This window comes from Polaribacter sp., from assembly GCF_965660385.1.
Lineage (GTDB): Bacteria > Bacteroidota > Bacteroidia > Flavobacteriales > Flavobacteriaceae > Polaribacter.
The window spans coordinates 63,508-76,107 of sequence record NZ_CBFHZT010000006.1 but is presented as its reverse complement, the minus strand read 5'-3'; the positions used below and the strand labels follow the sequence as shown (position 1 = coordinate 76,107).

General features: G+C 29.8%; 10 protein-coding genes. 6 read left to right on the top strand and 4 right to left on the bottom strand.

Annotated features, from left to right (window positions below; translation table 11 throughout):
- Positions 1–67: 67 nt before the first annotated feature.
- Positions 68–748, bottom strand: a complete 681-nt coding sequence (locus ACTG3V_RS03420) for an SCO family protein (RefSeq protein WP_439130731.1) — start codon at positions 746–748, stop codon at positions 68–70.
- Positions 749–907: 159 nt separating this feature from the next.
- Between ACTG3V_RS03420 and rseP the strand changes: the two genes are divergently transcribed.
- The 5 genes from rseP (at position 908) to obgE (ending at position 8,369) form a co-directional block, all read left to right on the top strand.
- Positions 908–2,263 carry an RIP metalloprotease RseP gene (gene rseP / locus ACTG3V_RS03415; RefSeq protein WP_439130730.1) on the top strand — a complete coding sequence of 452 codons (1,356 nt, stop codon included), beginning with the start codon at positions 908–910 and terminating at the stop codon, positions 2,261–2,263.
- A 54-nt stretch (positions 2,264–2,317) separates the two neighbouring features.
- The gene (locus ACTG3V_RS03410; RefSeq protein WP_439130729.1) at positions 2,318–2,923 is read left to right on the top strand and encodes a hypothetical protein; all 606 of its coding nucleotides are present in this window, start codon (positions 2,318–2,320) and stop codon (positions 2,921–2,923) included.
- A 156-nt stretch (positions 2,924–3,079) separates the two neighbouring features.
- Entirely contained in the window at positions 3,080–6,067 is a 2,988-nt protein-coding gene (gene secDF, locus ACTG3V_RS03405; RefSeq protein WP_439130728.1) for a protein translocase subunit SecDF, read from the top strand.
- 109 nt (positions 6,068–6,176) lie between these two features.
- Complete coding sequence (locus ACTG3V_RS03400) at positions 6,177–7,295, top strand: adenylate kinase (protein ID WP_439130727.1); 1,119 nt, start codon at positions 6,177–6,179, stop codon at positions 7,293–7,295.
- An 84-nt stretch (positions 7,296–7,379) separates the two neighbouring features.
- Positions 7,380–8,369 (top strand): GTPase ObgE, encoded by a 990-nt coding sequence (gene obgE, locus ACTG3V_RS03395; protein ID WP_439130726.1) that lies wholly within the window; start codon positions 7,380–7,382, stop codon positions 8,367–8,369.
- Positions 8,370–8,983: 614 nt separating this feature from the next.
- On the opposite strand, the gene ACTG3V_RS03390 is transcribed toward obgE, so the two are convergent.
- On the bottom strand, positions 8,984–9,553 hold the full coding sequence (locus tag ACTG3V_RS03390) for an RNA polymerase sigma factor (protein WP_439130725.1): 570 nt from the start codon (positions 9,551–9,553) through the stop codon (positions 8,984–8,986).
- Positions 9,554–9,750: 197 nt separating this feature from the next.
- Between ACTG3V_RS03390 and ACTG3V_RS03385 the strand changes: the two genes are divergently transcribed.
- Positions 9,751–10,614 (top strand): sigma-70 family RNA polymerase sigma factor, encoded by an 864-nt coding sequence (locus ACTG3V_RS03385; RefSeq protein WP_018942691.1) that lies wholly within the window; start codon positions 9,751–9,753, stop codon positions 10,612–10,614.
- A gap of 111 nt (positions 10,615–10,725) precedes the next feature.
- Here ACTG3V_RS03385 and ACTG3V_RS03380 read toward each other — a convergent pair whose 3' ends face one another.
- Positions 10,726–11,577 (bottom strand): DUF3667 domain-containing protein, encoded by an 852-nt coding sequence (locus tag ACTG3V_RS03380; protein ID WP_439130724.1) that lies wholly within the window; start codon positions 11,575–11,577, stop codon positions 10,726–10,728.
- A gap of 92 nt (positions 11,578–11,669) precedes the next feature.
- A complete protein-coding gene (locus tag ACTG3V_RS03375; protein ID WP_439130723.1) occupies positions 11,670–12,587 on the bottom strand; it encodes a glutaminase in 918 nt (305 codons plus the stop codon).
- Between the last annotated feature and the right edge of the window lie 13 nt (positions 12,588–12,600).

Here is a 12,600-nt window from a genome sequence, read left to right as displayed (position 1 = left end):
AGATTCCTGCAAAAAGCAGGAATGATATTTAAAACAAAGATACGAATTTAGAATGATTCTAAACAAGTTATTTACCCCTATATTCTTCTTTTAACAAAGCAACATCTTCTTTAAGTTTTTCCATGTCTTTTTTATCAGTACCATCATAAAACCCCCTAATTCGCCTTTTTTTATCTACTAAAATAAATTGTTCTGTATGTATAAAATCATCTTCACCTCCATCACCTTCCTCAATTACAGCCATATAACTTTTTCTGGCTAAATCATAAATATGCTTTTTAGAGCCTGTAGTTACATTCCATTTTCCATCAATTACACCTTTATTTAGTGCATACTCTTTTAAAACAGAAACACTATCTATTTCTGGAGTTACGGAATGTGATAAAAACATAATATCGTCATCATCTTTATAAAAGCCTTGCAATTCACTCATATTATAGGCCATTGCAATGCAGATATTCGTGCACCGTGTAAAGAAAAAATCTGCAATATAAATTTTGTCTTTATAATTTTTCTGAGTGATGATTTCTCCATTTTGATTCGTCAATTCAAAATCAGCAATCGTATGATCTTTGGTGATGTGTTTAATGGACTCGTGTACCAAACTCGGATTTACATCTACAGGATTATATACTTTTAGTTTTTTATCAACCTTTACCAAATGATAAAAAACAGGCAAAGAAACTGCTGAAAAAACAACTAGAAAAAGCAATGTAGCTTTACTTTTTTTGAAGAATTTAAAATCCATTATTAAAGTTATTTTTGCAAATTTAGGGCTTAAAAAAATGGCAAAAAAATTGATTGCCATAAAATCTTTGTTAAAATAAAAATCAAGTTTCAATAGTTCTTTTTAAACTCTTTATAAAAACGTACATTTGTGCGTTTTTTAAATCTGATTTAACGCTTAATGGAAATATTAATTAAAGCATCACAATTTATTTTAAGTTTATCTTTATTAATTGTTTTGCACGAATTAGGGCATTTTATCCCTGCAAAATTATTTAAAACTAAAGTAGAAAAATTCTACTTATTCTTCGATTATAAATTCTCACTTGTTAAGAAAAAATTTGGTGAAACCGTTTATGGTATTGGCTGGATTCCTTTAGGAGGCTATGTAAAAATAGCTGGTATGATTGATGAAAGTATGGATAAAGAGCAAATGGCGCTACCTCCAAAACCTTGGGAGTTTCGTTCAAAACCAGCTTGGCAGCGTTTAATTATTATGTTAGGTGGTGTTTTTGTGAATTTTGTTTTGGGTATTTTTATTTATATCATGTTAATGTATGCATATGGCGAACAGTTTTTGCCAAATGCTAGTGTTAATGCAAAAGATGGGGTTTGGGTGCAAGATTCTTTAGCAATGAGTATTGGTTTTAAAAACGGAGATAAAATAATAGCTGTTGATAGCGAAGAAATTAGAGAGTTTAGAGGCATGACGTTAGCTTTTATTAACGGAAATAACGTAACCATAGATAGAAACGGAGAAACAATTGAAAAGGAATTACCTGTAGATTTTATTGCAAAGTTAATGGACAGGAATAAAAATGATGAAGGCCCTATCTTATCTACTAGAATCCCTTTTATGATTGCTGAAGTGCCAAAAGATTCTCCAAATAAAAAAGCAGACTTACAGCCAAAAGATATTATTGTTAATGTAAATGGCATTGACACTAAATATTATGACGAAGTTGAAGATGCTTTTCAAAAATTTAAAGGTCAAGATATTTCTATAACTGTTAAAAGAGAAGATAAATTAAAAGAAGTTACTGTAAAAATCTCTGATTCAGGTAAGCTAGGTGTTTTTGGAAACAACTTTAGCATGGATGATTTAGAAAAACTTGGTTATTACGATTTAGCAGATATTGAATACACATTTAGTGAAGCGATTCCTGCTGGATGGAACAAATCAGTAAAAAAATTATCAGATTACATAAAGCAATTAAAAAAGATTTTTAATCCTAAAACAGGAGCATACAGAGGTTTAGGTGGTTTTATTTCTATTGGAAAAATATTTCCATCTACTTGGAGCTGGCAAGCTTTTTGGGAAATTACGGCATTTTTATCCATTATGCTAGGGTTTATGAACCTATTACCAATTCCTGCTTTAGATGGTGGACACGTAGTTTTTACACTTTGGGAAATGATTACAGGTAAAAAACCTGGTGATAAATTTTTAGAATATGCCCAAATCGTTGGTTTTATTTTATTAATCACCTTGTTACTTTTTGCAAACGGTAATGATATTTTTCGATTATTTAAATAGCATTTAATAAGAGAAAACAAATAACAAACAAGCCCTCTTTTTTACATACAACCAATGAAGTCTAAATGGTACTTTAGTACACTTTTTTTAATTTTATGCCTCTGCTTTGGCGCTTTCCAAGACCAAGCTGTAATACCTAATCAAGAAATTGTTTTAGAATTCGTTGATGGTAAAAATAATGAGCAGTATGTAAATAATACTATCCTTGATGTAAAAGAGAAACTGGTTCGTATTGGCGCTACTAATATCTTAATAAAAGATACTAAAAAGGGTACGCTTACAATTTCTTATTACGCTACTGTTCATGTTAATACGATCAAAGAAGCGCTTAGTATAGGTGATCAATTTGAATTACATCAAAATTCAAAAAACGAACAAAATAAGCTACCTTCATCTACCTATAATATTGATATTTACGAGTTAACAGACGAAATAAACAATACTAATTTAAACGATAAATACGTATTTGAAATAAAATACATCGCTGAACGATTTTCAATCACACCAAATTACGCTTCTCTTAGAAGTTTGGAAATTGAGAAAGCAAATCAATTGTTTAAATTAGCCTATACTGCTTATAAAAGTAATCCTTTTACAAAAGAAAGAACATCAAATAAAGAACCTGAAGTTAGGGCTGGACCTCAAATATTTACTACCTAAAAATGTTATAGTTTACATCTTTTTAAACTACTCTAAATTATTGAGTAACATACTCATAATTACTATAAAACAATCTAAAAAATAATTGTCAAGTTATCTAAGAAACTATATATTTGCTCGTTTTTTAATAAAATTTGACAACAAAATACAAACAAAATGCAAAATAAAGGACTTATTAAGGTTTTCGCTATCCTCTTTGGTTTAGTGAGTTTATACCAATTATCATTTACTTTTTTAGCCAATAAAGTAGAAGATGATGCTGTAGCTTATGCTAAAAACACAGCTACTGAAACTGATAATGCTAGGCAAAAAGCTGGCTACGAAAGAAAATATTTAGATAGCGTTGCTAACAAAGATATCATCGATTTAGGTATTGCACAATATAGCTATAATGATGTGAAAGATAAAGAAATGAATCTTGGTCTTGACTTAAAAGGTGGTATTAATGCTATTTTACAAGTATCTGTAAAAGAAGTGCTTAAGAGTTTATCTAACGAATCTAAAAATGAAGCCTTTAACAAGGCTTTAGAGGCTGCAGATGTAAGATTAAAAGCAAGTAACTCTAATTATTTAGATTTATTTTTCGAAGAATTCGAGAAAATTGCAGGTACTACTAAATTAAGTGACCCTTCAATTTTTGGAACGAAAGCATTGAGCGAAAAAATAGCTTTTGATGAAGCTAATGCCACTGTAAAAGAAACCTTACAAGAAGAAATTAACGGTTCTATTGTAACTACTCTTGAAGTTTTAAGAAGTAGAATTGACAAATTTGGAGTTGCTTCTCCAAAAATTCAAAGAATTGGAAACTCTGGTAGAATTCAGATTGAATTGCCAGGTGCTAAAGATATTGATCGTGTTACAAAATTAATTACTAGCAAAGCTGAATTACAGTTTTGGGAAGTACATACAAACGCAGAAGTTCAAAACTTTTTCTTTGCAGCCAATGCAAAAGTAGCAGAAATGTTGAAAGATGATAGTGATTTAGAAGAAGCTAAAGACACTACTAAAACCGATGAAATTGATGATTTATTAGGTGTAGAAGCAGATTCTACAAAGGTTCAAAAAAACTTGTTTACTTATTTGCAACCAAATATTGCGCAAAGTCAGCAACAATTAAGTTCTTTAGTAGCTTCAGCAAGAGTAACAGATACTGCTACCGTAAATGATTTATTAGCTAAAAAAGAAGTTAGAGCATTATTATCACCTGAAATTAAATATGCAAAATTTTTATGGGATTACAAACCTTTTGATAATAGCAATGCAAGTGATGAAAATGCGGAACCATTTATAGGGTTATATGCTATAAAAGGAAACAGAAAAGACCAAGCAACTATAGAAGGTGATGTTATTTTAGATGCTGCTCAAGTGTTTGACCAATTGAATAAACCAGAGGTGAGTATGACTATGAACAGCTCTGGAACAAAACAATGGGCAAAAATGACTGCAGACAACATAGGTAATTTTGTAGCTGTTGTTTTAGATGATTATGTATATACAGCACCTTCTGTAAATCAAGCTATTACTGGTGGTAGAACCTCTATTTCTGGTGGAAGTATGACAGTTGCTGAAGCAGAAGATATCGCAACCGTTTTAAAAGCAGGGAAATTACCAGCTGCAGCAAGAATAATTCAAGCACAAGTTGTTGGGCCATCTTTAGGACAAGAAGCAATTGATGCCAGTTTCATTTCTTTTGGTTTAGCGATTGTTTTAGTTTTACTTTGGATGATTTTGTATTATGGTAAAGCTGGTTTGTATTCAGATATCGCTTTAATTGTAAACATTTTATTCATCTTCGGAATCTTAGCTTCTTTTGGAGCCGTATTAACATTACCTGGTATTGCAGGGATTATTTTAACTATTGGTATGTCTGTAGATGCCAACGTAATTATCTTTGAAAGAATAAAAGAGGGATTATTTAAAAAGAAAGGTTTAAAACAATCTGTAGAAGAAGGCTTTAGTTTTCAAGGGGCTTTATCTGCTATTATTGATGCAAATATTACCACGTTTTTAACGGGTATTATTTTATATGTTTTTGGTACAGGACCAATTAAAGGTTTTGCATTAACATTAATGATTGGTATTTTAACGTCATTCTTTACAGCCGTATTTATTACTCGTATTTTAATTGATGGTGCAGTAAATAAAGGTTCTATATTAACTTTTAATACCAATATTTCTAAAGGATGGTTCCAAAACATCAATTTAGAATTTTTAAAGAAGCGTAAAATTGCATACATCGTTTCTGGTGCAATTATTGTTGGTGGTTTAATTTCTATTTTTTCAATAGGCTTAAAACAAGGTGTAGACTTTAAAGGAGGTCGTTCTTATGTGGTTCGTTTCGATCAAGACATGAATGCAACTGAAGTTTCTAACACGTTAAAAGATGCCTTTGGTACTGCTCCAGAAGTAAAATCTTATGGTACTGCCAATCAATTAAAAATAACAACAGTTTATAAAATTGATGAAGAAGGGCAAGAAGTAGATGACGAAGTTCAAAATGCTTTATACACTGGTTTACAACCTTATTTAGGAGATTTATCTTACGAAAACTTTAAACCTGGTTTTGAGAAAGCTGGTGCAGGTGTTATGAGTTCTATAAAAGTTGAACCAACCATTGCAGATGATATTAAAACTTCGGCTTTATATGCAGTATTTGGCTCTTTATTAGTGGTATTCTTATACATTTTATTACGTTTTAGAAAAGTATCTTTCTCTATTGGTGCTGTAATTGCAGTTTTCCATGATGTATTAATTGTATTAGGGGTATTCTCAATTACCTACAGTTTTATGCCTTTTGATATGGAGATTGGACAATCATTTATTGCTGCAATATTAACCGTTGTTGGATATTCGCTGAATGATACCGTGGTTATTTTTGATAGAATTAGAGAATTTGCAGGCATGCATACCAAATGGAAATATAGTAAAGTTGTAGATACTGCCTTAAGTTCTACTTTGGGTAGAACCATAAACACATCTTTAACTACCTTATTAGTAATGTTAGCTATTTTCTTATTTGGTGGAGATTCTATTAAAGGATTTATGTTCGCCTTAATTGTAGGGGTTGCAGTAGGTACCTACTCATCGTTATTTGTAGCAACACCAATCATGTACGATACTACTAAAAAAGAAGAAAAAAACTAATCATTTTTATCTAAGCTATTGAAAAAACCGTTTTGGTTGCACTAAAATCATTTTAGCAACTTCAAAACGGTTTTCTCTTTCAATATAATGCTGTTATATTTGCATACTTATGAGTATTTTAAAACTTCACGATTTATATTTTAAACCTTTTATCAATAAAGATGAAATTAGTGCTATCGTAAAACACTTAGCAGCACAAGTTCAAGAAGAGCTTCCTAAAAATGAAGTACCCATTTTTGTCGGTATTTTAAACGGATGCTTTTTGTTTGCGGCAGATTTTATAAGAGAATTTAATGCAGATTGTGAAATTTCTTTTGTAAAATTAGCTTCTTATGAAGGTACTTCATCCTCAGAAAATGTAAAACAGTTAGTAGGAATCAATGAAGATTTAACAAACAGAACCGTTATTATTTTAGAAGATATCATAGATACCGGAAATACACTTCAAGAAATTTATAATATCTTTAGAAACAAAAATTTAAAACAATTAAAAGTAGTTTCATTATTCTTTAAACCAGATGTGTTTAAAAAAGAATTACCCATAAACTATATTGGTAAAAGCATAGAAGACAAGTTTATTGTTGGCTATGGCTTAGATTACAATGGTTTAGGAAGAAATTACCCAGAAATATATCAACTATCAACAATACCTAAAATGAAAAACATCGTATTATTTGGCCCTCCAGGAGCAGGAAAAGGAACACAAGCAACATTTTTAAAAGACATGTACAACTTGGTACATATTTCTACAGGAGATGTGTTTCGTTTCAATATAAAAAACGCAACAGAATTGGGGTTATTAGCTAAAAAATATATGGATGAAGGAGATTTAGTGCCTGATGAAGTAACCATAAATATGCTAAAAGCCGAAGTTGAAAAGAATGCGGATGCACAAGGTTTTATTTTTGATGGATTTCCGAGAACACAATCTCAAGCAGAAGCTTTAGATGCTTTTTTATGTGATAAAGGAGAACAAATAAATGCAATGGTTGCTTTAGAAGTTCCAGAAGATGTATTAGTAGAGCGTTTGCTAGAAAGAGGTAAAACAAGCGGAAGAACTGATGATACTGATGAAGCAAAAATCAGAAATCGTTTTAACGAGTACAATACTAAAACTGCGATTTTAAAAGATTATTTTGAAGCACAAAATAAATACTATGGAATTAATGGGGTAGGATCTATTGAAGATATTACCAAAAGAATTTCAGAAGTATTTGATAAATTGTAATAACGTGTGACTGTTTAAGCGTTTAATTGTTTAAGCAAAGATTTCGATTACACGTTTCAATACTTACACATTTACACAAAAACTATGACTGAAGGAAATTTTGTCGATTACATAAAAATATACGCATCTTCTGGTAAAGGCGGCCAAGGTTCTGCGCACTTACATAGAGAAAAGTATATTACCAAAGGTGGTCCTGATGGTGGAGATGGAGGACGTGGAGGACACATTATTTTACGTGGTGATAAAAATATGTGGACATTATTTCACTTAAAATTCAAACGTCATTTTAGAGCAGAAGGTGGTGGAGCTGGCAGCAAAAGTAGAAGTTCTGGTGCAGATGGAGAAGATATTTATATTGATGTTCCTTTGGGTACTATTGTTAGAAACGCTGATACTGATGAAATAATTGTAGAAATTACCGAAGATAAAAAAGAGGTTATTTTATTACCTGGTGGAAAAGGTGGTTTGGGTAACTGGAATTTTAAGTCGTCAACAAACCAAACACCAAGATATGCCCAACCAGGAATGGATGGTGTTGATGGTTGGTTTAGAATAGAATTAAAGTTATTAGCAGATGTTGGTTTAGTTGGTTTCCCTAATGCAGGTAAATCTACTTTATTATCGGTAATTACAGCTGCAAAACCTAAAATTGCTGATTATGCATTTACAACCTTAAAACCCAATTTAGGTATTGTAGAACATCGAAATCATTCCACATTTGTTATGGCAGATATTCCAGGAATCATTGAAGGCGCTGCTGAAGGAAAAGGATTAGGACATCGTTTTTTACGCCATATAGAGCGTAACTCTGCTTTATTATTCTTAATTCCTGCAGATTCTGATGACATCAAAAAAGAATATGAAATTCTCTTAAACGAGCTTAAAAATCATAACCCTGAATTATTAGACAAAGACAGGTTGTTAGCCATTTCTAAAACAGATATGTTAGATGATGAATTAAAAGCTGAAATTAAAGAAGAATTACCCAAAGATGTGGATGCTATTTTTATTTCGTCTGTTGCTCAAACTGGTTTGCAAGAATTAAAAGACAAACTTTGGGCAATGTTGAATTAAAATAACATGAAAGTTATCTAAAATTATTATATTTTTATATAAAGTAAAGAGACCGTTTTCACGGTCTCTTTTTTTGTGATTTAAATCACTCATGATAGATAGTCCCCCAACTTTCTATCAGATTTTAAGTGTTATAACACTTGAATATTATTTTAGAGAATTTTTTATCTCTTTTAAAAAAATTAATTTCGAAATTACAGAAATGATTCAATTTGATTTTTTATAATTCACAACAATTTTTACAAAACTTTGCAAATATAGCAGATATTTTATTAGAAATCAAATCTGACTTTAGTTGCACATATAACTACCTTTAGTGCTTCTTATTAACACATTTATTAATAATAACACAATCATTTAAACTGTTGCTTTAATAATAACCATCCATCAAAAAAAAATAAAGTTCATTTTTAGAAAAACTTCAATACATTAATTTCTAAAAAATTAAAATAATAAATTGTTAAAAAGAATGATTGTATATCATTACTAATAATACTGAAATAATTCATTAAATACCATAAAGTGAAATATTCTAAATATCTTTAGAACTTTATATGGCTTAAAAATTTCTACTATTAAAGGTATCATTATTCAAAAGTAAATCCGAAATAAAATTATAGTGCTGTGTAGATGCTCATAACTTTTTGTTTTGCTCTTTTTATTCTCATTTTTGTTGCACTTTCCCCAATTGCTAAAGTATTTTGAATTTCTTTTATGCTAATATTATCTTGATATTTCATTAAAAGTATCTTCTTATCATTCGGATTCATCAGTTTTAAAGCCTTTGTTAATTTCTCTGATCTTAACTCATATTTAGTAAGATCTTCAATTTCTTCAAACCATCCTTGTTCTTTCACTAAATCTGTATTTAAGGTAACTTTTTCTCTTTTTTTGTAGTTATCTCTTTGTACATAATTTACACAAAAATTATAGGTAAACGAATACAACCAAGTAGAAAATTTAGCTTTACCCTTAAAAGTAGGTAACTTTGCATATAAACGAACAAAAACATCGTGAGTTAAATCTTCAGCTTCTTGTATGTTTTGAGTAAAACCATAACACCGGTTGTAAATTACTTTTACATATCGGTTATACAATATGGTGAAAATTTTAGCGCTATTGGTCGCTACAATTTTAGTGATCAATTCTTCATCAGTTAATTTGTCTAGATTGCTATTTTTCAAATTTTATTCACTTTTAATCATAAAAAAAAGAAAATAATCTTCACTATAATTAAAAAAAAGCCAAGTAGTAAAACTTAAACGTTGAACGTTTATATTACCTCTTTTAAAAAAAAAGATAACCTTTTTGTAACATTTATATAAAGTATTACGTATACTTAATAGTAATACATTACCCTTTAAAAGTCATAAACAATTAGATGAGACAACTTAAAATTACAAAGCAGGTTACGAATAGAGAAACTGCATCGTTAGACAAATACTTACAAGAAATTGGAAAAGTAGATTTAATTACAGCTGATGAAGAAGTAGAATTAGCGCAGCTTATTAAAGCAGGTGACCAAAGAGCATTAGAAAAATTAACAAAAGCCAATTTACGTTTTGTGGTATCTGTTGCAAAACAATATCAAAACCAAGGTTTAACATTACCAGACTTAATTAATGAAGGAAATTTAGGACTAATCAAAGCTGCAAAACGTTTTGATGAAACTAGAGGTTTTAAATTTATTTCCTATGCAGTATGGTGGATTCGTCAATCTATATTGCAAGCTTTAGCAGAACAATCTCGTATTGTGCGTTTACCATTGAATAAAATCGGTTCTATCAATAAAATCAATAAAATGTATGCGTTTTTAGAGCAAGAAAATGAGCGCCCACCAAGTGCTGAAGAAATTGCTAAGAAATTAGACATGACAGTAAATGACGTAAAAGAATCAATGAAAAATTCTGGACGTCATGTATCTATGGATGCGCCTTTAATTGAAGGTGAAGATTCTAACTTATACGATGTATTAAACTCTGGAGAATCTCCAAACCCAGATCGTGTTTTACTACACGAATCTTTAAGAATTGAAATCAATAGAGCTTTAGAGACACTTACACCAAGAGAAGCTGACGTAGTTAAATTATATTTTGGTTTGGGTGAACACCAACCTATGACTTTAGAAGAAATTGGTGAAACTTTCGATTTAACTCGTGAGCGTGTACGACAAATTAAAGAAAAAGCTATTCGTAGATTAAAACATACTTCTAGAAGTAAAATTTTAATGACTTACTTAGGATAAATTTTAGTCTAAAATCTTATTACAAACTCTCAAATTTAATTTTGAGAGTTTTTTTTTGATGTAATTTAAACTTAAAAATTATAGAATTAAAAGAAACTTTTTAAGATAAAATTAAAACTTTATGTAGCCTAAAAAAGCTAAACCTAAAACAATTAAAGTTGCAATAATCATAATTAATAAAAAGAGAATTAATAAACCCAGAAAAAAACGAAGAAGTTTTAGTACATTTTTAAAAAAAGAAAGTTCATATATTTTACCAAACGCAAACATATAGTAAATAATATACACTAAAATACTATAGGTATAAATTGAAGGATGAATTAGTATGGATAAAAAGAAAAGTAGCAATGACAAATACGTTGTAAAACCAAAAAAATAGGCATTCATAACAATATGTTCACCAAAATTATGGGGTTTCCAAAAAGTCCACTTACTTAAAATAGCATACAAAAACACAAAAACAAAAGCTAGCAAATTGTAATATTGTAGCATAAAATTCATCATGCCATCTAAAAATTGCAATTGAATTTGCGCACCTTTTTTTTCGATTTCTAACTTTTGCTTTTCTTTTTCAGATAATCCTTTTATAGAGGCAATATCCAAATTTGCTTTCTTCTTGTATTCCTCAACTTGAGAAGAATTAATTTCGTTATTTACAGCTTTAAAATCATCAGAAAAATAATTGAATACCAATAAAGAAATTGCTGCACCCACAGCTAAAAAAGCAAAAGGATTCATGTAACGTTTTCGAACACCATCTATAACCTCTTCTACAAGTACATGAGGTTTTCTTGCAGCCATTCTTAAGGTTAAAAAGAGTTTGCTATCAACTCCAAAAACATTAATAAAAACATCTATGATTAACGCTTTAAAAGTAATTTTATCTTGAATCACCTTTGCACCACATTCATCACAAAAGTGAGCATTTTCTTTTAAAGTATTTTGGCAATTTTTACAGATCATAATATCAAATATAAAAAGAAAAATAATTTTATGTTTTTATTTTTTAAAAACCAATCCTATAATTCTCTTTTATGAGATCCTTATTGACTGTTTTAAAAAATAGAAGATGCTGTTGCTGTAGTAAATTGTTCTAAAAATAACATGCCTTTGTATGAATTCCCTTTTTTATTTAATTTCGGACTCCAAACTGTAATACAAAATTCATCTGGATGAATAGCAACAATACCACCACCTACTCCAGACTTACCAGGCAAACCAACTCTAAAAGCAAATTCGCCAGATTCATCATAAAAACCACAAGTAAGCAAAATTGCATTGATTCTTTTGGCTTGGCTCATGGTTAAAACTCTTTTACCTCTTTGAGTGATAAAATCATCATTCGCTAAAAAAAGAAAAATTTGTGAAAGTTCTTGGCAAGTCATTTCTAAAGAGCACGTGTAAAAATAAAAGTCTAAAACATCTTCAATATCATTTTTTATATTGCCAAAAGATTTAATGAAATTACACATTGCAATATTTCTATAACCTGTCTTTTTTTCGGACTGCGCTACTTTTTCGTTGTATTTTAATTCGTTATTATTTGATATTTCTCTACAAAAAGCTAAAAATTCATCTTTAGGATTTTGTAAATGAGAAATTAAAACATCGCAAACTACAATGGCACCAGCATTGATAAACGGATTTCTTGGGATACCTAAATCTGCTTCTAATTGCAATAATGAATTAAACGGATTTCCAGAAGGTTCTACATCCACTCGTTTCCATAATGTTTCACCTTCTAATTGATAGGCTAATGTTAAAGTTAAAATTTTAGAAATACTTTGTATTGAAAATTTTTTGTTAAAATCGCCAACTCCAAAAGATTTTTTATCAATTGTAGTAATGTTTACCCCAAAATTATCTGGAGAAATATTGCCCAGCTCTGGAATATAATCAGCTACTTTTCCAGTATCAGTAACATTTTTTAAATTACTGTATATACTGTTTATTATTTTTTGGTAATTCTCCATTACTAAATTTAGT

Coding starts and splice junctions, on each gene's coding strand:
- ACTG3V_RS03410 (WP_439130729.1), top strand. CDS start 2,318: ATGAAGTCTAAATGGTACTTTAGTACACTTTTTTTAATTTTATGCCTC.
- obgE (WP_439130726.1), top strand. CDS start 7,380: ATGACTGAAGGAAATTTTGTCGATTACATAAAAATATACGCATCTTCT.
- ACTG3V_RS03400 (WP_439130727.1), top strand. CDS start 6,177: ATGAGTATTTTAAAACTTCACGATTTATATTTTAAACCTTTTATCAAT.
- ACTG3V_RS03385 (WP_018942691.1), top strand. CDS start 9,751: ATGAGACAACTTAAAATTACAAAGCAGGTTACGAATAGAGAAACTGCA.
- secDF (WP_439130728.1), top strand. CDS start 3,080: ATGCAAAATAAAGGACTTATTAAGGTTTTCGCTATCCTCTTTGGTTTA.
- ACTG3V_RS03375 (WP_439130723.1), bottom strand. CDS start 12,587: ATGGAGAATTACCAAAAAATAATAAACAGTATATACAGTAATTTAAAA.
- ACTG3V_RS03380 (WP_439130724.1), bottom strand. CDS start 11,577: ATGATCTGTAAAAATTGCCAAAATACTTTAAAAGAAAATGCTCACTTT.
- rseP (WP_439130730.1), top strand. CDS start 908: ATGGAAATATTAATTAAAGCATCACAATTTATTTTAAGTTTATCTTTA.
- ACTG3V_RS03420 (WP_439130731.1), bottom strand. CDS start 748: ATGGATTTTAAATTCTTCAAAAAAAGTAAAGCTACATTGCTTTTTCTA.